This is a genomic window from Diaphorobacter sp. JS3051, from assembly GCF_015832135.1.
In the GTDB taxonomy this organism is placed as follows: domain Bacteria; phylum Pseudomonadota; class Gammaproteobacteria; order Burkholderiales; family Burkholderiaceae_C; genus Diaphorobacter; species Diaphorobacter nitroreducens.
Genome location: NZ_CP065406.1, coordinates 1478841 through 1501439, shown reverse-complemented (window position 1 = coordinate 1501439; position 22599 = coordinate 1478841). Strand labels below are relative to the sequence as shown.

Genomic DNA, 22599 nt, shown 5'->3' with positions numbered 1-22599 from the left:
TGTGGAGCCCAGATCGCCATGAAAAAAGCCGAATCCGCGCTGCGGATTCGGCTTGGCTGTCTTTGGTGGGCCCTGAGTGACTCGAACACTCGACCAACGGATTAAGAGTCCGCTGCTCTACCAACTGAGCTAAGAGCCCTCTCTTTTCAGAGGTGCCGCGTTGCAGCACAGCCATGGATTATGCACCATTTTTTTCGCCTCGCTGCGACGTCGGCCGAAAAATTTACATCAACAGGTGCTCGCCAGCGTTGTCGCCGCCCAGGATCACGTAATTCACCTTGCGGATGTCCATGAGCTTTTTTCCGCCCGAATAGCTGATGGAGCTCTGGATGTCCTGTTCCATCTCGGTCAGGGTGTCCGCCAGCTTGCCCTTGATGGGCTCCAGGATGCGCTTGCCCTCGACGTGCTTGTACTCGCCCTTGTTGAAGTCGGATGCCGAGCCGTAGTACTCCTTGTACAGCTCGCCGTCCACTTCCACGGTCTTGCCGGGCGATTCTTCGTGGCCCGCGAACAGCGAGCCCACCATCACCATCGTGGCGCCAAAACGCACGCTTTTGGCAATATCGCCGTGGCTGCGGATGCCGCCGTCGGCAATGATGGGCTTGGTGGCCACGCGCGCGCACCACTTCAGCGCCGACAACTGCCAGCCGCCCGTGCCGAAGCCGGTCTTGAGCTTGGTGATGCACACCTTGCCAGGGCCGATACCTACCTTGGTCGCGTCCGCGCCCCAGTTCTCCAGGTCGATCACGGCCTCGGGCGTGCCCACGTTGCCGGCGATCACGAAGGCCGCGGGGATCTTGGCCTTCAGGTACGTGATCATGTTCTTCACGCTGTCGGCGTGGCCGTGCGCGATGTCGATGGTGATGTACTCGGGGCAGATGCCCTCGGCCACAAAGCGGTCCACCGTGTCGTAGTCGGGCTGCTTCACCCCGAGCGAGATCGATGCGAAGCACCCTTGCGCATGCATGTCCTTGACGAATTGCACGTTGTCCAGGTCAAAGCGGTGCATGACGTAGAAGTAGCCGTTCTGCGCCAGCCAGGTGCAGATCTTCTCGTCGACCACCGTCTTCATGTTGGCGGGCACCACGGGCAGGCGAAAGCGGCGCCCGCCCAGCTCCACGCTGGTGTCGCACTCCGAGCGGCTTTCCACGCGGCACTTGCGCGGCAGCAGCAGGATGTTGTCGTAGTCGAAGATTTCCATGAGGTTCCAAGCTCCTGTAGAGGTCGCGCGCGAGGGATTTCGCGGGCGATGGGGCGGCTTGGCTTGCTTTCCGGCTTTTGCGGGCCGCAGGCGTGGTGGCCGGGCCGGTCCCTGCAGTGCGCAGGCACAAAAAACCGGGCGCAAGAAACTTGGGCCCGGTGACTGATTCTACCCGCCGCGCTGCCTTCGCTTTAACAGGCCGTTGAAAAATCCCCCGCCGACGCCCGCGTTGGCCGCTACGATCTGAAGCCATCGGTGAACGACCCAGACGAGGACGATGAGAGGCAGTCAAGATTTCCAGGGGGCGATGTTCAGCTACATCAGCCTTGAAGAGCGCGTGCCGCAGGCACACCCGCTGCGCAAGTTGCGCGCGGTGGTTGATGCGCTGCTGGCAACCATGAACCGCGAGTTCGAAGCGGTGTACGCCCGCCGTGGCCGCCCATCGGTGCCACCGGAGATGCTGCTCAAGGCCTTGCTGCTGCAGATCCTGTTCTCCATCCGCAGCGAGCGCCAGTTGGTCGAAGCGATCAACTACAACCTGCTGTACCGCTGGTTCGTGGGCCTGAACATCGAAGACAAGGTCTGGGACCACTCCACTTTCAGCGCCAACCGCGAACGTCTGTTCAACGAAGACCTCGCCCGCGCCTTCTTCGAGCGCGTCAAGCTCAGTGCCCAGTGGGGCAAGCTCGCCAGCGACGAGCACTTCAGCGTGGACGGCACGCTCATTGACGCCTGGGCCTCGCACAAGAGCTTCAAGCGCAAAGACGACGACAGCGGCACGCCGCCTGGGCGCAACCCCGAGGTGGACTTCAAGGGGCAGGAGCGCTGCAACGACACCCACGAGAGCACCACGGACGCCGATGCCCGGCTGTTCAAGAAGAGCCAGGGCGACAAATCCCGCCTGTGCCACATGGGGCACATCCTCATGGAGAACCGCAACGGGCTGATCGTGGATGTCGAGATCACCCACGCCAGCGGCACGGCCGAGCGCGAGGCGGCGCTGGCCATGTTGGAGCGTCGGGGCAACAGGAACAAACGGGCCACGGTCGGTGCCGACAAGGGCTACGACAGCAAGGCCTTCATCAAAGGCTGCAGAAAGCTCAAAGTCACGCCCCACGTGGCGGCCAAGGACAAACACTCGGCGGTGGATGCGCGAGTGACACGGCACGAGGGCTACAAGACCAGCCTGAAGGTGCGCAAGCGCATCGAAGAGGCCTTTGGCTGGATCAAGACCGTCGGTGGTCTGGCAAAGACCAAGCTGATCGGTCAGGCCAAGCTCACGGGCCAGGCGCTGCTGTGCTTTGCCACCTACAACCTTGTGCGAATGGGCAGCATCGGCGGCTGGTGGGACGCGCATCATGCGTGAGCCCAGGGATACGTGCGCCCGAAATGGGCGGGAGGGCCTGCAAACCGGCCAGATGGGCCGTTGCAATCGCTGCGCAGACGCGTCTGGGCAGCTCGTGTCTTCGCACTCAGCGTCCCTGATGCGTTCGAAAAGCACTTTTTCAACGGCCTGTTAATGACCCGTGCCGCAGTAGGTGTGTGCGGCGCCTACCCAGTCGCCGCCATCGCCCTGCACCCAGGCCGCCATGCGCAGGCGCTCGGGCTGCGCTCCGTGGGGTATGCGCATGGGGCGTATCTCCAGCCAGCCGCCCCGCTCCTGTGAGGGGCGCTGCCCGCGCGCGTCCCACACGCCGTGAAAGACATTGCGCACCAGGTGGCGCGTGACCGGGCTGCCCTCGGTGCCTGCGGGTATTTCCTCCAGCATGAGCAGCGTGACCTGGAGGCGGCGCGGAGTCTTGCCATGCGGGGGAATGAAGCGCAGATGCGCACCCAAGTAGTCTGCCACTGCGGGCCCGTGGGCCACGCGCAGCAGGGCGGTGGTGGGCAGCGTGGGCAGGCTGCTCACGAAGGTGTCGCTGCGCTGCGGCACCTCGCGTCCCAGTGACCGCAGGCGTTCCAATGCATCGGGCGTGGTCGCGGCAGACAGCGGGGCATCTTCGCCCTGCGTGCCGGGCACGATCCAGTCGAGTACCAGCGCATCCCGGCCAGCAGCCGCGACCGCCGGCGGCTCCGCCCAGCAGCTGGCGCAGTCGGCGTTGAGAAAGCGCTCCACCAGCACCGTGGGCTTGGGCTGGGCGTCGCTGGAGCAGGAGGCGCGCGGCTGCGCCATCGCCAGGGGCATGGCGAGACAGGCAAGCAGGGTGAGCAGTGGATAGCGCATGGGTGCCATGGTTCCACAAAGCCCGAGCGGCTGCATGCGCCGGTCGCGTTCCTACAATGGCGGAATGCTCCCACACGACCTGTTTTCCGGCGCGCCAGCGCCTTTTGGCACTGGCAATGGTGCCGGCGCTACCGGGGTTTCGTCCCAGGCGGTGCAGCCGCTGCTGCAAAACCTCAACCCCGAGCAACTGGCCGCCGTGACGCTGCCTGCCGGCCATGCGCTCATCCTGGCGGGCGCCGGCTCCGGCAAGACCCGGGTGCTTACCACGCGCATTGCCTGGCTGCTGCAGAACGGTCTGGCCACTCCGGGCGGCATCCTGGCCGTCACCTTCACCAACAAGGCGGCCAAGGAGATGCTGACGCGCCTCTCAGCCATGCTGCCCATCAACGTGCGGGGCATGTGGATCGGCACATTCCACGGCCTGTGCAACCGCCTGCTGCGCGCGCACCACAAGCTGGCAGGCCTGCCGCAAGCCTTCCAGATCCTGGACACGCAGGACCAGCTCTCGGCCATCAAGCGGCTGTGCAAGCAGTTCAATGTGGACGAGGAGCGCTTTCCACCCAAGCAGCTGGCCTACTTCATCGCAGGCTGCAAGGAAGAGGGCATGCGCCCGCGCGACGTGCCGGCGCACGATGCCGACACGCGCAAGAAGGTGGAGCTGTACCAGTTGTACGAGGAGCAGTGCCAGCGCGAGGGCGTGGTGGACTTTGGCGAGCTGATGCTGCGCAGCTTTGAGCTGCTGCGCGACAACGACCCCGTGCGGGCGCATTACCAGCGGCGCTTTGCGCACATTTTGGTGGACGAGTTCCAGGACACCAACAAGCTGCAATACGCCTGGCTCAAGCAGATGGCGGGCGACGTGGTGGACGGACGCCTGCACACGCAGGGCAGCGTGCTGGCCGTGGGTGACGACGACCAGAGCATCTACGCCTTTCGCGGGGCACGCGTGGGCAACATGCAGGACTTCGTGCGCGAGTTCGACGTGCAGCACCAGATCAAGCTGGAGCAGAACTACCGCAGCTACAGCAACATCCTGGACTCGGCCAACGCGCTGATCAGCCACAACAGCCGGCGCTTGGGAAAAAACCTGCGCACCACGCAGGGCCCGGGCGAGCCCGTGCGCATCTACGAGGCCAACAGCGACCTGGCCGAGGCGCAGTGGATGGTCGATGAGATCAAGCAGCTCGTGCGGGACGGCGAGATGCCGCGCAAGGAGATCGCTGTGCTCTACCGCAGCAATGCGCAGAGCCGCGTGATCGAATCGGCCCTGTTCAACGCCAGCGTGCCCTACCGCGTGTACGGCGGGCTGCGCTTTTTCGAGCGCGCCGAGATCAAGCATGCGCTGGCCTACCTGCGCCTGCTGGAGAACCCGCACGACGACACCAGCTTTCTGCGCGTGGTGAACTTCCCGCCGCGCGGCATTGGTGCGCGCACGCTGGAGGTGCTGCAGGATGCGGCGCGCAGCAGTGGCTGCTCGCTGCACGACGCGGTGAGCGCGGTGCCTGGCAAGGCCGGCACCAACCTGGGTGCCTTCGTGGCCCTGGTTCAAGTGCTGCGCGAGCAGACGCAGGGCCAGAACCTGCGCGGCATCATCGGCCAGGTGCTCGAATCCAGCGGCCTGCTGGAGCATTACCGCCACGAAAAGGAAGGCGCGGACCGGCTGGAGAACCTGGACGAGCTCATCAACGCGGCCGAGAGCTTCGTCACCCAGGAGGGCTTTGGCCGCGATGCGGTCGCGCTGCCGCTGGACGAGCACGGCAACGCCCTCACGCAAAGCCCGGCCAGCCAGGGGCTGGACCCCGACGCGCCGATGCTGGATATCCCTGGCAACGTGGATGCCGACACCGGCGAAACGCTGTCGCCGCTGGCGGCCTTCCTGACCCACGCCGCATTGGAGGCGGGTGACAACCAGGCCCAGGCGGGGCAGGATGCGGTGCAGCTCATGACCGTGCATGCCAGCAAGGGGTTGGAGTTCGACTGCGTGTTCATCGGCGGCATGGAGGAAGGGCTGTTCCCGCATGAGAACTCCATGAGCGACCGCGACGGCCTGGAGGAAGAACGCCGCCTGATGTACGTGGCCATCACCCGCGCGCGCAAGCGTCTGTACCTGAGCCATTCGCAGACGCGCATGCTGCACGGGCAGACGCGCTACAACGTCAAGAGCCGCTTCTTTGATGAGCTGCCCGAGGAGGCGCTCAAATGGATCACACCGCGCCAGGCAGGGTTTGGATCTTTCGCTCCTGATTCAGGAGCTGCTCGCGCTTACCAGTCGGGCGCTAGAGGCCAATTTGGCTTCAAAGCCGAAGTGTTCGCCAGCCCCCCCGTGCCCCCGGTCAAGGCGGCGCCGGGGCATGGCTTGCGCGTGGGGCTGGTGGTGTTCCATACCAAGTTCGGCGAGGGCAAGGTGCTGGCCATCGAAGGCGTGGACGCCGACGCGCGTGCGCAGGTGCACTTTCCGCGCCACGGCACCAAGTGGCTGGCGCTGTCGGTGGCCAAGCTCACCATCGTCGAGTAAGCGCTCGCCCAGAGACCGCAGCCTTCTGTCTTGCTTATTCAAAAGTAACTTGAAATTTCCCCGACATCGGGAGGCAGCGCGGGCTTCACGCCCAGGGAATGCCGCGTGGGGCTTGAGACGTATGGGGTCAGCGCATGTCCCTCATCGATTTTTCAGGATAACTTTTGATTACAGGAAACCCCGCTGGCACGCATTGCCGCGAATAAATTGCTCCTTGGAAATGAACGCCGCCAGCGCCCCTGTGATGCGCGTTCACTGTCAAACACCACGCAAGGAGTAGAGATGGGGATGGAACACAGAGGAACCCTGGGTTGGGTGGCGGTGGCCATGGCGACGTTGTGGCTCGCGGGCTGCAAGGATCCGGCGGGCACGGCGGCGGTGCAGGCCTCCACACCGACTCCGGCCACGGCTCCACCCTCCGCCACGGCTGCGGCGCCGGCGGCAACAACCACGGCGGCGCCTGCCGCAGCAGCGGTGGTTGCGGCTCCCCCTGGTGCTGCTCCGGCCGCGCCACGCACCTTGCCGCTGGGCGTGCAAGGCGTGGCACCGGCGGGGGTGACGGTACGCGTCAAGAGTGTGCAGATCGGGGGGGACGCCACGGTGCTGGATGTGAGCATCTCCTTTGCCAACCGCATCACCGATTCCACCATGCTGGCGCTGGCCGATACCTACCTGCAGGACGAGAGCGGCGCGCGCCTGCACGTCAAGCGGCCGGACCACAACCGGGACATCACCATCCGCGAAGGCCAGACCCTGGATGGGCAACTGGTTTTCCTGGGCCGCGTGCTGCCCACCGCGCGCACGCTCAAGCTGGTCTTCAATGACGGCAACGATGGCGACAACATCGTGGCGCCGGGGCTGTCCATGGACCTGCCGCTGCAGGCGGGCTGATGGCGGTGCGGTGTTCGCCAGCCTGGCAGGCTGCCCTGTGGGCCGCGTGCTGCGCCGCTGTGGCCTCAGCAGCGCAACCATTGGAAGTGCGGCGCAGCAGCCAGTCGCTCGCGGCGACGCCCACCCATTTGCAACCAGCGGACGCTGCCCCGCTGACCCAATTGCAGCCGCACGTGACGCACGGCGGCCTGGTGCCGCGCGAGACCGAAACCCGGCTGCAGGTGGCGGCAGGGCCGGCCACGCTGCTGCGCGCGGCCGAGGTGCCGCCGCAGCGGCTGGAGCAGACCCGCGCGCTGCTGGTGGAACTGCAGGCCCAGCCCACGCCCGAGCAGGCCATCTCCATCGACCTGCCTGCCGATGTGTTGTTTGACTTTGACAAGGCCGAGTTGCGGGCCGATGCCGCGCGCTCGCTTGACAAGGCGGCCGAGCTGCTCAAGAGCTACCCCCAAGCGCCCATCGACGTGGTGGGACACACAGACGGCAAGGGGGGCGATGCCTACAACGACGCCTTGTCGCAGCGCCGCGCCGCCGCCGTTGCCGCCGCGCTGCAGTCGCGCACGGGGCGGCCGATCGCCACGCGCGGCATGGGCAAACGCCAGCCTGTCGCGCCCAATACCACGCCGGATGGGCGGGACGATCCTGATGGGCGCCAGCGCAACCGGCGCGTGCAGATCGTGATCGGGGCATTGCCGGTGCGGTAGGGGATGGGACCCGGGCCCGCGCGTGGCTCAGGCGCTGTGGGCCTGTGTGTTCCTCGCGCGTACACAGAGGGCCCGGCGTGCGAAACAATGTCTTGAAGATGTCATGTACACGTCATGCGGGCGCAACAGACGTACTCCAGGATCGCGGGACCTTGATTGCCACTACCGAGTCCAACGACCCATGAACACCACGATCGTTTCCGAGTACGACGACAATGAAATCGTCAACCATTCGTCCAACCAGCACATCGACAGCGTCCTGGCCGCGCGCCTGAGCCGTCGCAGCGCCCTCAAGGGCGGTGTCGGCGCCACTACTGCGGCTCTGCTGGGCGGCGTGAGCCTGAGCGCCTGCGGCGGCGGCAGCGACGATGACGAAACTCCCGCACCCGAGCCGATCCGCCTCAACTTCAATGCCGTCGCCAAGAGCAACGCCGACCTGGTAACGGTACCCGAGGGCTACCAGGTCAGCATCCTGCACGCCCTGGGCGACCCGATCCACTATGGCGACGAGTCCTGGAAGGACGATGGCTCCGAGACGGCCGAGTCCTATGACCGCCGCATCGGCGACGGCCACGACGGCATGTACTACTTCGGCATGTCCGACGACGGCAAGTTCGACCCCAGCCGCTCCGACCGCGGCCTGTTGTGCGTGAACCATGAGTATGTGGTTGCGCCTTATGGTCTGCATCCCACGGGGCGCATCACGGTGGACGGCAAGCGCCCGGCCGAGCAGGTGGACAAGGAAATCCGCGCCCACGGTGCCAGCGTGGTGGAAGTCAAGCGCAAGAGCGGCAGCAACGAGATGGAGATGGTGCGCGGCTCCAAATACAACCGCCGCATCACCTCGGCCACGCCGATGGACTTTGGCGGCCCCGCCGCCGGCAACGCCAAGCTGTTCAACAAGCTCTCGCCGGACGGCAAGCAAGCCTTCGGGATGAACAACAACTGCGCCAACGGCTATACGCCCTGGGGCACCTATCTGACGTGCGAGGAGAACTTCCTGAACGTCATCGGCCGTGCCGCCGGCGACGACGCCCAACGCTCCGCCACCGAAATCGTGGCCCTGAAGCGCTATGGCTTGCCCGAGAACCGCAAGAGCCCTTACCTCTGGGACACCGCCGAGGGCGAGCAGTACCAGCGCTGGAACAGCAAGGTGAGCGCCGCCAGCGCCGCTGAGGACTATCGCAACATCTTCAACACCTTCGGCTGGGTGGTGGAGATCGACCCCTTCCGCCCCGACAGCAAGCCCGTCAAGCGCACGGCGCTGGGCCGCTTCAACCATGAAGGGGCATGGCCAGCACCCGCCAAGGCCGGCGAGCCGATCGTCATCTACTCTGGCGACGATGCGCGCAACGAGTACGTGTTCAAGTTCGTGTCCGATGCCAAGTGGGATCCGAAGGACATCAACGGCGGCGTGGCTGCCGGTGCCAAGTACCTGGACAAGGGCACGCTGTACGCCGCCAAGTTCAACAACGATGGCAGCGGCGAGTGGCTGGAACTGACGTTCGGCAAGAACGGCATCGACGCCACCAACGCGCTGTACCCGTTCGCCGACCAGGCCGATGTGGTCATGCACTGCCGCCTGGCGGCCGACGCCCGCGGCGCGACCAAGATGGACCGTCCCGAGTGGGGTGGCGTGAACCCGTTGAACAACGAGGTGTACATGACCATGACCAACAACTCGCAGCGCACGGCCGCCACGCTGAACGCCGCCAACCCGCGCGTGGGCAACACCAATGGCCACATCATCCGCTGGAAGGAAGAGGGCGGCCAGGCGGGTACCAAGTTCCGGTGGGACGTGTACCTGTTCGGTGCGCGCAGCGACAACAAGCAGAGCGAGAACCTGTCGGGCCTGACCGCCGTGAACGATTTCTCCAGCCCCGACGGCCTGCATTTCGACCAGCGCAGCGCCAATGCCGGCGGCCTGCTGTGGATCCAGACCGACGACGGTTCCTACACCGATGTGACCAACTGCATGATGCTGGCCGCCATTCCCGGCAAGGTCGGCGATGGCGGCAAGGTCACCACCAAGGAGGGCCAGGCCACGATCATGGGCTCCAAGCCTACCGAGGCCACGGTGCGCCGCTTCCTGGTCGGCCCGTTCGACTGCGAGATCACGGGCGTGGTGGTCACGCCCGACGGCAAGACGCTGTTCTTCAACGTGCAGCACCCGGGCGAGGATGCTGAGAAGGCCAACTTCGCCACCAGCACCTTCACCAGCTACTGGCCCGGCAACCAGCCTGGGATCACCAGCAGCCACAAGGGCCTCAAGCGTCCGCGCTCGGCCACCGTGGTGGTGACGCGCAAGGACGGCGGCACGATCGGTATCTAACCGGCTTGCACGGGAGCCGTCTCTCGCCTTGCGCGCAGGACGGCTCCGCGGTACTTCCAACCCGCCTCTGGCGGGTTTTTTCTTGCCTGTTCAGGGCGAGGGCGCGGGTGGAGCTTGTTCGCTGAGGAGCAGTCACCCCAAGCGCAGTGGTTGGCTCGGGGCACGCCCGGGTGCGCCGAAGCGCGGGGACTCGGCCCGCTCCGTCGGACTATCTGGAAGCACGGGACCGGGCGGAGCGCCCCGACGACTCCGCTGGCGCAGCTTTATGAATCCTGCTCGGGTGACGCTGCCGCGGGTGAGTCGCCGTGGTCGTGGTGGGGCGCGTCGAAGCTGTCGCGGAACGTGAACACCACCGACGAGAAGAACATGGCGGCCAGCATCATCGCCGTCGCCACCATGATGCCGCCGGCCATGCCGGCGCCCAGGCCGATGGCGCTCAGCATCGTGACCAGCAGGCTGATGACCACGCCTGCGCCGAGGAACACGCCCATCCACGACAGCCCATACACCGTGAAGGCCCCGAAGTTGCGCAGGCAGGCGACGATGCTGAAAAACAGCGCCTTCACGGGCGGCACGTTGTGCCAGTGCACCAGGCCAGGCGCGTGCCAGAACAGCAGCGACAGCGGCACGTACAGCAGCAGCGACAGCCACATGGCCGCCTGGAAGCTGCCCGACTCGGCCATCTCGCGCGTCAGCGGCTCGCCGCCCAGGTACACGCGTGCGAACTGCCCGCCGTCCACCAGGGCCGACAGCCCCATCAGGCCGAGGAAGCCCACGGCATAGAGCGCGCCCAGGGTCAGCATGTGGTTCAGCCGCTGCTTGCCGGTGCGAAACGCCACCAGCAGCAGTGCGGGCGTGGGCACGCGGTCCTGGCTGGCCTCGGCCGCGGCCACCATCATGGCCAGCGTGGCCGAGGGCAGCAGGCCCAGCGCCACGGCGGGACCGATCAGCGGCAGCATGGTGGCCAGCGACATCGCCGCCATGGTCATGAAAAACAGCGCGGCCAGCGCCATGGGCTGGCGCCAGAACACGCGAATGCCCAGGCGTACCCATTCCAGGCCCGCGCGCGCGGGGACGATGTGCAGTTTCATGGATTGGAAATCGAAGGTGGAGCGCCGCGGCAGCGGTGCGGGCGCATGGAGGAATTTACCCCAGTTGCCGCTGCACAGGCCGCAGCGGTGGATGAAACCAACGGTTATGTGTGGAGTGGCTGTTGCGCGGCGCGCGGCGCACCATGGTGGCTACAGAGTCACCGGATGGGCCGCGCGCTGGCGCAGCACGCGCTCAAAGTGTGTGGGGTCGTGGGGCTTGAGCATGGCGGCCTCGCGCGGCAGGTAGAAGTCCCACAGGCGCGAGATCCAGAAGCGCAGCGCCCCGGCGCGCAGCATGGCGGGCAGCAGGGCGCGTTCATGCGCGGTGAGCGGGCGCACGGCCTGGTAGGCGTCGATCATGGCCTGGGCGCGCGGTGCGGCGTGCGCGCCGGTGGGCAGGTCGATGCACCAGTCGTTCAGGCACACGGCCAGGTCGAAGAGGAAGGGGTCCACGCCCGCGAAATAGAAGTCGAAGAGGCCCGTGAGTTCCTCGCCTTCGAACATCACGTTGTCGCGGAACAGATCGGCATGGATGGGGCCGCGCGGCAGCGCCGCGTAGGCGCTGGAGGCCGCCACATGGTTCTGGTAGGCCAGTTCGGACTGCAGCAGCGCCGCCGGCTCGGCGCCGATGTGCGGCAGTACCACCGGCACGGTCTCGTTCCACCACGGCAGGCCGCGCAGGTTGGGCTGCTGGCGTTCATAGCCGCTTGCGGCCAGGTGCATGCGCGCCAGCATGGTGCCCACGGCCGCGCAGTGCGCTTCCTGGGGGCTGAGCTGGCTCTTGCCGCGCAGCTTGGTGGCCAGCGCAGCGGGCTTGCCGCACACCTGGTGCAGGATCTCGCCATGCTTGTCGGCCTGCGGGTCTGGCACGGGGATGCCCGCGTGCGCCAGATGCTTCATCAGGTGCAGGTAGAAAGGCAACTGCTCTGCGGTGAGGCGCTCGAACAGCGTGAGTACGTACTCGCCCTGCTCGCAGGTGACGAAGTAGTTGGTGTTCTCGATGCCGCCCTCGATGCCGCGCAGCTCGAGCAGCTTGCCCAGCTGCAGCCGGCGCAGCAATTCGCGCGCCTCTTTGGTGGAGACTTCGGTGAAAACGGCCATCGGTCAGTACGTCAGTGCACTCGGCGTGCTGAAAAAAGCGGGGGAAGGAGCGGGCGATACGGGCCGCCCAGGGATGCCGCGTTGGCAGCGGTCAGAAATTGCGCAAGTTCCACACGCGCGGTGCGGTCACGGTGTCCGACTCGTTGAAGTTGCCGGGGCGTGCGCGGGCTCCGTCGTTGGAGCGCACTTCATACGCGGGCAGCGGCGTGCCGGTCTTGGGTTGCACGGTGATGCTCTGCGTCTGCCCGCCCACGCGCAGCTCTTGCACGCGGCTGCCGGCGTCCTCCACCACGATGTGCTCTACGCGCTGGTTGTGGCGCCCTTCAGCCTGCTGCTCTCTTTCCAATAGCTGGCCGCGCCCGTCCGTACTGGGCTGAATGGCATTTTGGCTTGCATTCTGAGCCAGGGCGGGAGCACTGGCCAGGGCCAGCAGCAGGAAGGTGGAGTGGAGAGCGCGCATGGCGCGATTGTAGGCGCCGTGCGCCGGCGTGCGCGCTCAGCGCTGCGGCGGGCAGGTGCTGGCGCTGCAGGCCTGCGTGTACTTGCCGATGAAGGTGCGGAAGTTCTTGCCGAGCTTGCCCATCTCCTCGCACACATCGCCGCGCGCATCGAAGGCAAAGCCCTGCGTGCCGGCGGCGTTGAACAGCTCCACGCGCGTGAGGCCCAGGCGCGCGAACTGCGCAGGGTCGTGCCACTGCTGCGCGCAGATGTTGTGGAAGACGAAGGTGTTGTACACCAGCTCGGTGACCTCGGGCTTGTTCATCTGCGCGCGCAGCACGCCGCCGTCAAACTGTGCGGCACTGATGCCGTGCAGCGACTTCTGCATCGAAGGCGGCACGTTCTTGAAGTCCGGGTTGGCCCACGCCAGGGTGGTGGTGGCGCAGGCGACGAGTGCGAGCAGGTGGTGTTTCATGGGGCAGCCTTGGGGAGAGGGGAGGGCGCGGCGCACCGCCGGGCCATGGCGACGGATTGTGCCGCTTTCCACTGCGCCTGCCCGTGCGCGGGGTGCTGATTGCGATGGCGGCCACGGCCGATGAGCGTGGGAGAATTCACCGATGACACGCCCCAAGACCCTGGTGCTGGTGGATGGCTCCAGCTACCTGTACCGCGCATTCCATGCCATGCCCGACCTGCGCGCCGTGCCGGGCGATCCCGCCAGCGCCCCCACGGGGGCCATCCGCGGCATGATCAACATGCTGCAGGCGCTCAAGAAAGAAGTCCCGGCCGACTACGCCGCCTGCGTTTTCGATGCCAGCGGCCCCACTTTTCGCGACGCGCTGTACCCCGAGTACAAGCAGCACCGCGCGCCCATGCCCGATGACCTGCGTGCGCAGATCGAGCCCATCCACGAGGTGGTGCGGCTGCTGGGCTGGCCGGTGCTGTGTATCCCCGGCGTGGAGGCCGACGACGTGATCGGCACGCTGGCTGCTACCGCGGCCGGCCAGGGCATGCAGGTGGTGATCTCCAGCGGCGACAAGGACCTGAGCCAGCTGGTGAACGAAAACATCACCATCATCGACACCATGAACGGCAAGAAGCGGGACGTAGCCGGCGTGACCGCCGAGTTCGGCGTGCCCCCGACGCTCATGGTGGACTACCAGGCCCTGGTGGGCGATGCCGTGGACAACGTGCCCGGCGTGCCCAAGGTCGGCCCCAAGACCGCCGCCAAATGGCTCACGGAATACGGTTCGCTGGATGCGCTGCTGGCCAACGCGGGCGCCATCAAGGGCGTGGCCGGCGAGAACCTGCGCGGGGCGCTGGACTGGCTGCCCACCGCGCGCACGCTGGTCACCATCAAGACCGACTGCGACCTGGCGGGCCACCTCGATGGCCTGCCTGCTATCGATGCGATAGCTGTTGGCGCTGAGCAGGCGGACGCGTTGCGCGATTTTTATCAAAAGTATGGCTTCAAGAGCCTGGCACGCGCGCTGCCGTCCGCGGTGGTGCCGGATGCTGGCGCCAGCGGAGACCTCTTCGCCACGCCCGACGCCAGCGCCGTCGCCGTGCAGGCGCAGCAGCGCGAGGTGACCTACGACACCATCCTCACCTGGGAGCAGCTCGACGGCTGGCTCGCGCGCCTGAAGGCCGCGCCGCTGGCGGCGCTGGACACCGAGACCACGTCGCTGGACGAGTTGCGCGCCGAGATCGTGGGCGTGTCCTTCAGCGTTGAGCCCGGAGCCGCCGCTTACATCCCGCTGGCGCACAACGGCCCTGACGCGCCGCCGCAGCTGCCCTTGGCCGAGGTGCTGGAGCGCCTGCGCCCCTGGCTGGAAGACCCGGCCTGCCCCAAGCTGGGCCAGCACGTGAAGTACGACCGGCATGTGTTCGCCAACCATGGCATCCAGGTGCGCGGCTATGCGCACGACACCATGCTGCAAAGCTACGTGCTGGAAGTGCACAAGCCCCATGGCCTGGCCAGCCTGGCCGAGCGCCACACGGGCCGCACCGGCATCAGCTACGAAGACCTGTGCGGCAAGGGGGCCAAGCAGATCCCGTTTGCACAGGTCCCGGTGGACAAGGCTGCGGCCTACTCGTGCGAGGACTCCGACCAGACGCTGGATGTGCACCGCGTGCTATGGCCCCAGCTGCAGGCCGACGACAAGCTGCGCGGCATCTACGAGCTGGAGATGGCCTGCAGCGAGACCTTATTTCGCATCGAGCGCAATGGCGTGCTGATCGACGCGGGCAAGCTGGCCGCCCAGAGCCACGCGCTGGGCCAGCGCATCCTGCAGCTGGAGCAGGAGGCGTACGCCATCGCCGGCCAGCCCTTCAACCTGGGCTCGCCCAAGCAATTGGGTGAAATCTTCTTCGACAAGCTGGGCATGCCCGTGGTGAAGAAGACCGCCACCGGCGCGCGCAGCACCGACGAAGAGGTGCTGGAGAAGCTGGCCGAGGACTACCCGCTGCCCGCCAAGTTGCTGGAACACCGCAGCCTGTGCAAGCTCAAGGGCACCTACACCGACAAACTCAGCACGCTGGCGGACCCGCGCACCGGCCGCGTCCACACCCACTACGCGCAGGCCGTGGCCGTCACCGGGCGGCTGTCCAGCAACGAGCCCAACCTGCAGAACATCCCCATTCGCACGCCGGAGGGCCGGCGCGTGCGCGAGGCCTTCGTGGCACCCGCGGGCCGCGTGATTGCCAGTGCCGACTACAGCCAGATCGAGCTGCGCATCATGGCGCACATCAGCGGCGACGAGGCGCTGCTGCACGCCTTCCGCGAGGGCCTGGACGTGCACCGCGCCACGGCGGCCGAGGTGTTTGGCGTGGCGCTGGACCAGGTGAGCAGCGAGCAGCGCCGCTACGCCAAGGTCATCAACTTCGGCCTGATCTACGGCATGAGCAGTTTCGGCCTGGCCAAGAACCTGGGCATCGAGACCAAGGCCGCCGCCGCCTATATCGACCGCTACTTCCAGCGCTACCCCGGCGTGAAGCAGTACATGGAAGAGACCAAGGCCCAGGCCAAGGCGCGCGGCTACGTGGAGACCGTGTTCGGCCGGCGCCTGTACCTGCCGGAGATCAACTCGCCCAACGGCCCGCGCCGCGGCGCGGCCGAGCGCGCCGCCATCAACGCGCCCATGCAGGGCACGGCGGCCGACCTCATCAAGAAGGCCATGGTGGCCGTGCAGGGCGAGCTGGACGCGCGCAAGCCCGAGGTGCTCATGATCATGCAGGTGCACGACGAACTGGTGTTCGAGCTGCCCGAGGGCGAGGTGGACTGGCTGCGCCGTGAGATCCCGCGCCTGATGGCCGGCGTGGCCGCGCTGCAGGTACCGCTGCTGGCCGAAGTGGGCGTAGGGCCCGACTGGGACAAGGCGCACTGATAGCGCTTGTAGCCCGTTGGCCCGGTGGCGCGGGCGGGTCGCATGCGCAAAATGGCCATTGCCGCTACATTGGCACGCCATGCCTCCTGGCCAGCGCCGGGGGGCGTCCGTCCCCCAACCCTTGCCACCCCTTGCCAGGAGCCTCCGTCATGCACAGCGATCTCCAGAACGACTTCGATGCACTCGTCCCCGGCCGTAGCACGGCAGCGGGCGCCAGCCGCCGCACCGCGCTGGGCGTCATGCTGGGGGCCGGCTATGCCGCCGCGGCCGCGCCGGTGATGGCGCAGACAGCGGTCTCCACCCCGGCCGACGGGCTCACGGCGGGGGAGGTGCACTTTGCGGTGAACGGCTTTGACGTGCGGGCCTACCGCGCGGCGCCGCAGGGCAAGACGGGGCTGCCCGTGGTGCTGGTGATTTCAGAGATCTTCGGCGTGCACGAGTACATTGCCGACGTTTGCCGCCGCTTGGCGCACGAGGGCTACCTTGCCGTTGCCCCCGACCTGTTCGCGCGCCAGGGCGACCCGCGCGCCTACAGTGAAGTCGCCAAGCTCATGAGCGAGCTGGTGTCCAAGGTGCCCGATGCCCAGGTCATGGCCGACCTGGATGGCGCCGTGCAATGGGCCGGAGCCCATGGCGGTGACCTCCAGCGCGTGGGCATCACCGGCTTTTGCTGGGGCGGCCGCATCACCTGGCTCTACGCCGCGCATGGCCCGGTGAAGGCCGGGGTGGCCTGGTATGGCCGTCTGGTGGGGCAGGCCAGCGCCCTGAATCCCAAGCACCCCGTGGACCTGGCGCCCATCCTCAAGGCACCCGTGCTGGGTCTGTATGGTGAAAAAGATGCCGGCATACCTCTTGACACGATTGATAAGATGAAAAGCGCCCTGTCAGAAGGGTCTGCCGCAGCGAAAGCCTCGCGGTTCGTGGTCTACCCGGACGCGCCGCATGCCTTCCATGCCGACTACCGCCCGAGCTTTCGCAAGGAAGCCGCGCAGGACGGCTGGAAGCGCACGCTGGCCTGGTTCAAGCAGCACGGCGTGGCGTGAGCCACGGCAGCCAGCACGCACACAAGCCCTTCGGGGCTTTTTTTGATGGCGCGGCGAGAGTTTGGTTTTGAATGAAATTGGCATCTGAGCCAATAAGAGAAAGCGCAAGTAGCTATGACATTGATAGCGATCATCCTGGCCACGTTGGCCGCGGGCATTGGCAGTGTGTGGGTGGCGGCGGCGCTGCTGCGCCTGGGCATGGGCACGCGCCAGCGCGTGGGGCCGCAGCATCTGCTGAGCCTGGCCGCGGGCGCGCTGCTGGCCACCGCCTTCATGCATCTGCTGCCCGAGGCGTTCGAGAGCCAGGCCAGTGCGCACGACCTGTTTGCCACGCTGCTGCTGGGGCTGGTGTTCTTCTTCCTGCTGGACAAGGCCGAGCTGTGGCACCACGGCCATGAGCACAGCCCGTCCGAGCGGCACATCCATGGCCAGGGCCACCACGACCACCACCCTGACCACGCGCACGACCACCACCATGGCCCGGGCCAGCACGGGCATGGCGGCTGGGCGTTGCTGACCGGTGACAGCGTGCACTGCTTTGGCGACGGCTTGCTGATCGCCTCGGCCTTCATGGCGGACATGCGGCTGGGCGTGGTGGCCGCGCTGTCGGTGCTGGCGCACGAGGTGCCGCACCACATTGGCGACCTGGTGGTGCTGCGCCACAGCATCCGCCACCGCAACGCGGCGCTGCTCAAGGTCTCGCTGGCGGGCGCGCTGACGGCGCTGGGCGGCCTGGTGGGCTACTACCTGGTGGGGCTGTGGGACGGCGGGCTGCCGTATTTCCTGGCCATCGCCTCCAGCAGCTTCGTGTACGTGGCGCTGGCCGACCTGATTCCGCAACTGCAAAAACGCCTCTCGGCCGCGCAGACGCTGGCGCAGATCGCCTGGCTGGCGGCCGGCATCGCGGTGGTGACCTTTGTGAGCGGGCTGGCGCACGCGCATTGAGCACAGCAGGGCGTTCGCTGGTGTGCGCACCGCGCTTGCCTGCCCGGGGAGGACCGCGGCGCCAGTCCAAGGGCCGGCGGCCGCGCAGAGGGTGCAGCCGTTTAGAGGGTGCGGGCGTGTGGGCGCCTGGAACGCCGTGAACGTCGCAGCCGTATCAACCCGTGGCCAGCGCCTCGCGCACCCCGGCCACCTGGCGGCGCGAGACCGGCAGGGGTTCGGTGAGCCCGTGCAGGCGAACGGCCCAGCCTTCGCCCTCCTCGGCGTCGTAATAGCGCTCCAGCGCGCGCATGGCGCGGCGGGCCACCAGCGTGCTGCGGTGCACGCGCAGAAAGTGGCCCGCGTGGCGCGCCTCCAGGTCGGACAGCGCGCTGTCGATGACGAAGCTGCGCGTGAGGGTGCGCACCGTCACGTATTTCTGCTCGGCGCGCAGGAACAGCACGTCGTCCACCGGCACGCGCTCGGTGCGCCCGCGCTCCTGGATCAGCAGCACCTCGCAGCTGGGTGCCGGCAGCGGCGAGCGCGTGGGAGCGGCGCTGGGGACGGCGGCGCGCTGCGCCTTGGCCAGCGCCTGCTGCAGGCGCTGCAGGCGTACGGGCTTGGTGAGGTAGTCCACGGCATCCAGTTCGAAGGCCGACAGCGCATGGTCCGCGTGGGCGGTCACGAACACGATGGCCGGCGGGTGCGGCAGGCGCTGGATGTGGTGCGCCAGTCCCAGGCCGTCCTGGCCGGGCATGTGGATGTCCAGCAGCACCACGTCCACCGCGCGGCCGCCGCTGGCCTCGAGCTGCGCCAGTGCGTCCGCGGCGTGCGCGGCCTCCGTCACGCTGTGGCGGGGGTCGCAGTCGGCCAGCAGCGTGCGCAGGCGGCTGCGGGCCAGAAGTTCGTCGTCCACGATCAGGATGTGCATGGGGCGTCGACTGTAGTGGATGTGGCGTGCGGCGTGGCCCGGGGATTCAGGGCGCGGGCAGCGAGATGCGCACCTGGTACAGGCCGCCCTGTACGCCGGCGCTGAAGTCGCAGTCCACGTCGTGCAGCAGGCGCAGGCGGTCGCGCACGTTTGCCTGGGCGATGCCGTGGCCGCGCGGCGCGTCCTCGGCCGTGGGGCGATCGGTGGGCAGGGTGTTGGTGATGGTCAGCACCACGCGGCCGCCGCGCCGCTCGGTGGCGATGCGCAGCTTGCCCCCGCGCGCACTGGGCTCCACGCCGTGCTTGACCGCGTTTTCCACCAGCGGCTGCAGCAAGAGCGGCGGCAGGCGCGCGGCGTTGGCGCGCGCATCCAGCACCCATTGCACGCGCATGCGTTCGCCAAAGCGCACCTGCTCGATGTCCAGGTAGCGGCGCGCCAGCACGATCTCTTCCTCCAGCGTGGCGGACTCGCCCTGCTCCACCAGGGCGTGGCGGAACAGGTCGCTCAGGTCTTCCAGCAGCGCCTCGGCCTTGGCGGGTTCGTCGCGCACCAGGGCAATGGCGCTGTTGAGCGTGTTGAACAGGAAGTGCGGGCGGATGCGCGCCTGCAACTCGGTCAGGCGCGCGGTGGTGGCGGCGGGCGTGCGAGCGCGTGCGCGCATTTTCAGCGCGGTGACCAGCAGCGCCGCCAGCAGCGCGCCGCTGGCGGCGCTGGCCAGCCACGGCGGCGGGGCGCCCGCGGGGCCGCTGGCCAGGGCCAGCATGGCGCAGGCCAGCAGGCCGGCCAGTGCGCCCAGCAGCACGCCGGCGGCGTACTGCAACGGCTCCTGCAGGCGCTGCAGCGCCGTCTTGAGGCTGCAGGCCGTGATCAGCCAGGCGAGGGTGGCCGGCAGCGCGCCGCCCGTGAGCAGCGCCAGGCGCGCCAGCCATTCGGCCAGGCTGCCCGCGCTGAACAAGGCGCCCACGCCCAGCACCAGTTCCACGAACAGCACGGCGCGCAGCACCACGCCCACCTGGCAGGCGTCGAACACCAGCGCGCGGCCGCGTACCGCGCTGCGCGGTGCGGCTTCGGGCAGGGCGGCGGGGCGGGTCGATAAAATTTGCGTCTCTTGCATTGCGGCATCCGGGCGTTCCGGGTGTCGAAACCCCCGGATTATTGCCCCCATGTCCTCTTCTTCCGCCTCGCAACCGTCCCACGACCAGCTCGCCACCAAGGCCCAGGCCTGGTCGGCCTTGTTCTCCGAGCCCATGAGCGATCTGGTCAAGCGCTATACGTCGAGCGTGTTCTTCGACAAGCGCCTGTGGCAGGCCGACATCGCGGGCAGCCTGGCCCATGCCGAGATGCTGGCCGCGCAAGGCATCATCAGCGCGCAGGACCATGCCGACATTCAGAAGGGCATGGCCCAGATCACGCAGGAGATCGAGTCCGGGGCGTTCGAGTGGAAGCTGGACCTGGAGGACGTGCACCTGAACATCGAGGCGCGCCTGACCCAGCTGGTGGGCGACGCCGGCAAGCGCCTGCACACCGGCCGCAGCCGCAACGACCAGGTGGCCACCGACGTGCGCCTGTGGCTGCGCGGCGAGATCGACCTGATCGAGGGCCTGCTGAGCGAGCTGCAGCTGTCGCTGGTCGAGGTGGCCGAGCAGAACGTCGAGGTGATCCTGCCCGGCTTCACCCACCTGCAGGTGGCGCAGCCCGTGAGCTTTGCGCACCACCTGCTGGCTTACGTGGAGATGTTTGCACGCGATGCCGAGCGCATGCGCGACGTGCGCCGCCGCGTGAACGTGCTGCCGCTGGGCTCCGCCGCGCTGGCCGGCACCACCTACCCGCTGGACCGCGAGCGCGTGGCCAAGACGCTGGGCATGGAGGGCGTGTGCCAGAACAGCCTGGACGGCGTGAGCGACCGCGACTTCGCCATCGAGTTCACGGCCGCCGCCAGCCTGTGCATGGTGCACGTGAGCCGCCTGTCCGAAGAACTCATCATCTGGATGAGCCAGAACTTCGGCTTCATCCGCATCGCCGACCGCTTCACCACCGGCTCGTCGATCATGCCGCAGAAGAAGAACCCCGACGTGCCGGAGCTGGCGCGCGGCAAGACCGGCCGCGTGGTGGGCCACCTGATGGGCCTGATCACGCTGATGAAGGGCCAGCCCCTGGCCTACAACAAGGACAACCAGGAAGACAAGGAGCCGCTGTTCGACACGGTGGACACGCTGAAAGACACGCTGCGCATCTTCGCCGAGATGATCGGCGGCCAGATGAACCCCGCCACCGGCTGCAAGGACGGCGGCATCACCGTGAACGCCGAGGCCATGCGCGCCGCGGCGCTCAAGGGCTACGCCACGGCGACCGACCTGGCTGACTACCTCGTCAAGAAGGGCCTGCCGTTCCGCGACGCGCACGAGACCGTGGCCCACGCGGTGAAGGCCGCGGTGTCGCACAGCGTGGACCTGTCGGAGCTGCCGCTGGCCGTGCTGCAGGGCTTTCACCCGGCGATCGAGAAGGACGTGTTCGATGCCCTGAGCCTGCAGGGCTCGCTGAACGCGCGCAACACCCTGGGCGGCACCGCGCCCGCGCAGGTGTGCACGCAGCTGGCGCGCCACCGTGCGCGGCTGTCGGCCTGATTGCCCGTCAAAAATAGGAGCTTGCAGCGCTTGATGTAAGCGGTTTTCAGTATGTTTTGATGCTGAAACGCTTTGCTGGCAAGCGCGAACAGCTCCTGAATTTGTATCGCCCTGCCGCCCCAGGAGAGCCACCATGAACCTGCACCGCCGCCACCTGCTGGCCCGCGCCCTTGCCGCCAGCGTGCTGCCGGCGTTGCCCGCCTGGGCCGACGGCACCAAGCCGGTGCGCATCCTGGTGGGCTTTCCGCCCGGAGGCGGCTCGGATGCCATCGCCCGCCTGCTGGCCGACAAGCTCAAGGACGTGCTGGGCGTCCCCGTGGTGGTGGACAACCGCCCCGGCGCGGGCGGGCAGATCGCGGCGCAGGTGCTCAAGGCCGCGCCGGCCGACGGGACCACGCTGTTCCTCACGCACGACCACACCCTCTCCATCCTGCCGCTGGTGGTGAAGAACCCCGGCTTCGACCCGGTGAGTGACTTCGTGCCCGTGGCGGGCTTTGCCACCTTCGTGAACGCGTTCGCCGTTTCGGGCGGCACGCCCGCGCGTTCGTTCAACGAGTATGTGCAGTGGCTCCAGGCCGCGCGGGGTGGCCAGGGCGCGGTGGGCGTGCCGGCGCCGGCGTCCACGCCGGAGTTTCTGGTCAAGCTGCTGGGCCGCAAGTACCGGCTGGACCTGGTGGCCGCGCCCTACCGCGGCAGCGCGCCCATGATCGGCGACATGCTGGGCAACCAGATCGCGGCGGGCGTGGGATCGGTGCAGGACTTCATCGAGCACCACCGCGGCGGCAAGCTGCGCGTGGTGGGCGTGCTGGGCACGCAGCGCCAGGCCGCGCTGCCCGATGTGCCCACGTTCGACGAACTGGGCCTCAAGGGCTTCGAGGACCTGCCGTACTACGGCATCTACGCGCCGGCCGGCACGCCCGGCGCTTTCATCGCGCAGTTCTCCGCCGCACTGGCGCAGGTGCTGGCGCAGCCCGCGGTGCATGAGCAGCTCACCACCCTGGGCCTCACCGTGGGCCACATGGCGCCCGCACAACTGGCCGCGCGCCAGAAGGCCTACACCGCAGCCTGGGCGCGCATCATCCGCAACAGCGGCTTCACGGCGCAGTAGGCGTGCAGTAGCCGCGCGGTAGGGGCGCGGTAGGGGCGCGGTAGGGTCGCGGTAGGGGCGCACCCCGGCCCCTGCCCCGCAGGCCAGCGCAG

18 protein-coding genes and 1 tRNA gene are annotated in these 22599 nt (G+C 67.6%); 10 read left to right on the top strand and 9 right to left on the bottom strand.

All coding sequences use genetic code 11. The features are described 5' to 3' along the window. Positions 1 to 63 precede the first annotated feature (63 nt). Both I3K84_RS07070 and I3K84_RS07065 read right to left on the bottom strand, forming a co-directional pair. Positions 64 to 139: transfer RNA gene (locus tag I3K84_RS07070), tRNA-Lys, on the bottom strand. Positions 140 to 223: 84 nt separating this feature from the next. Beyond that, positions 224 to 1201, bottom strand: coding sequence for a GMP reductase (locus I3K84_RS07065; protein WP_015914016.1), 978 nt, complete (start codon positions 1199 to 1201; stop codon positions 224 to 226). A gap of 277 nt (positions 1202 to 1478) precedes the next feature. Between I3K84_RS07065 and I3K84_RS07060 the strand changes: the two genes are divergently transcribed. After that, positions 1479 to 2567 (top strand): IS5-like element ISDisp1 family transposase, encoded by a 1089-nt coding sequence (locus tag I3K84_RS07060; protein WP_011803559.1) that lies wholly within the window; start codon positions 1479 to 1481, stop codon positions 2565 to 2567. A gap of 150 nt (positions 2568 to 2717) precedes the next feature. On the opposite strand, the gene I3K84_RS07055 is transcribed toward I3K84_RS07060, so the two are convergent. Further along, a complete protein-coding gene (locus I3K84_RS07055; protein ID WP_370567794.1) occupies positions 2718 to 3425 on the bottom strand; it encodes a hypothetical protein in 708 nt (235 codons plus the stop codon). A gap of 64 nt (positions 3426 to 3489) precedes the next feature. Between I3K84_RS07055 and I3K84_RS07050 the strand changes: the two genes are divergently transcribed. The 4 genes from I3K84_RS07050 (at position 3490) to I3K84_RS07035 (ending at position 9864) form a co-directional block, all read left to right on the top strand. Next, positions 3490 to 5940 (top strand): UvrD-helicase domain-containing protein, encoded by a 2451-nt coding sequence (locus I3K84_RS07050; protein WP_196995785.1) that lies wholly within the window; start codon positions 3490 to 3492, stop codon positions 5938 to 5940. A gap of 288 nt (positions 5941 to 6228) precedes the next feature. Continuing rightward, on the top strand, positions 6229 to 6831 hold the full coding sequence (locus I3K84_RS07045) for a hypothetical protein (protein WP_231403425.1): 603 nt from the start codon (positions 6229 to 6231) through the stop codon (positions 6829 to 6831). Positions 6832 to 6917: 86 nt separating this feature from the next. After that, positions 6918 to 7532: an OmpA family protein gene (locus I3K84_RS07040; RefSeq protein ID WP_231403467.1), complete on the top strand. Its 615-nt coding sequence runs from the start codon at positions 6918 to 6920 to the stop codon at positions 7530 to 7532. A gap of 181 nt (positions 7533 to 7713) precedes the next feature. Continuing rightward, positions 7714 to 9864 (top strand): PhoX family phosphatase, encoded by a 2151-nt coding sequence (locus I3K84_RS07035; RefSeq protein WP_196995783.1) that lies wholly within the window; start codon positions 7714 to 7716, stop codon positions 9862 to 9864. Between the two features lie 263 nt (positions 9865 to 10127). On the opposite strand, the gene I3K84_RS07030 is transcribed toward I3K84_RS07035, so the two are convergent. The 4 genes from I3K84_RS07030 to I3K84_RS07015 form a co-directional block, all read right to left on the bottom strand. Continuing rightward, positions 10128 to 10955: a BPSS1780 family membrane protein gene (locus I3K84_RS07030; RefSeq protein ID WP_088886201.1), complete on the bottom strand. Its 828-nt coding sequence runs from the start codon at positions 10953 to 10955 to the stop codon at positions 10128 to 10130. A gap of 150 nt (positions 10956 to 11105) precedes the next feature. Continuing rightward, positions 11106 to 12056, bottom strand: a complete 951-nt coding sequence (locus I3K84_RS07025) for a homoserine kinase (RefSeq protein ID WP_172208072.1) — start codon at positions 12054 to 12056, stop codon at positions 11106 to 11108. 91 nt (positions 12057 to 12147) lie between these two features. After that, positions 12148 to 12516: a hypothetical protein gene (locus I3K84_RS07020; protein WP_011806438.1), complete on the bottom strand. Its 369-nt coding sequence runs from the start codon at positions 12514 to 12516 to the stop codon at positions 12148 to 12150. 36 nt (positions 12517 to 12552) lie between these two features. After that, entirely contained in the window at positions 12553 to 12969 is a 417-nt protein-coding gene (locus I3K84_RS07015; RefSeq protein WP_088886204.1) for a hypothetical protein, read from the bottom strand. 142 nt (positions 12970 to 13111) lie between these two features. On the opposite strand from I3K84_RS07015, the gene polA reads away from it, so the two are divergent. The 3 genes from polA (at position 13112) to I3K84_RS07000 (ending at position 17868) form a co-directional block, all read left to right on the top strand. After that, the gene (gene polA, locus I3K84_RS07010; RefSeq protein WP_047351589.1) at positions 13112 to 15880 is read left to right on the top strand and encodes a DNA polymerase I; all 2769 of its coding nucleotides are present in this window, start codon (positions 13112 to 13114) and stop codon (positions 15878 to 15880) included. 149 nt (positions 15881 to 16029) lie between these two features. Beyond that, a complete protein-coding gene (locus tag I3K84_RS07005; RefSeq protein WP_011806435.1) occupies positions 16030 to 16923 on the top strand; it encodes a dienelactone hydrolase family protein in 894 nt (297 codons plus the stop codon). A gap of 114 nt (positions 16924 to 17037) precedes the next feature. Then, on the top strand, positions 17038 to 17868 hold the full coding sequence (locus I3K84_RS07000; RefSeq protein ID WP_172208068.1) for a ZIP family metal transporter: 831 nt from the start codon (positions 17038 to 17040) through the stop codon (positions 17866 to 17868). Between the two features lie 154 nt (positions 17869 to 18022). Here I3K84_RS07000 and I3K84_RS06995 read toward each other — a convergent pair whose 3' ends face one another. Together I3K84_RS06995 and I3K84_RS06990 are read right to left on the bottom strand one after the other, a co-directional pair. Beyond that, on the bottom strand, positions 18023 to 18775 hold the full coding sequence (locus I3K84_RS06995; RefSeq protein ID WP_196995782.1) for a LytTR family DNA-binding domain-containing protein: 753 nt from the start codon (positions 18773 to 18775) through the stop codon (positions 18023 to 18025). Positions 18776 to 18821: 46 nt separating this feature from the next. Continuing rightward, positions 18822 to 19889, bottom strand: coding sequence for a sensor histidine kinase (locus tag I3K84_RS06990; protein WP_196995781.1), 1068 nt, complete (start codon positions 19887 to 19889; stop codon positions 18822 to 18824). Between the two features lie 49 nt (positions 19890 to 19938). On the opposite strand from I3K84_RS06990, the gene argH reads away from it, so the two are divergent. Both argH and I3K84_RS06980 read left to right on the top strand, forming a co-directional pair. After that, entirely contained in the window at positions 19939 to 21399 is a 1461-nt protein-coding gene (gene argH / locus I3K84_RS06985; protein ID WP_196995780.1) for an argininosuccinate lyase, read from the top strand. Positions 21400 to 21532: 133 nt separating this feature from the next. After that, positions 21533 to 22507, top strand: coding sequence for a Bug family tripartite tricarboxylate transporter substrate binding protein (locus I3K84_RS06980; protein ID WP_196995779.1), 975 nt, complete (start codon positions 21533 to 21535; stop codon positions 22505 to 22507). The last annotated feature ends 92 nt before the right edge of the window (positions 22508 to 22599 follow it).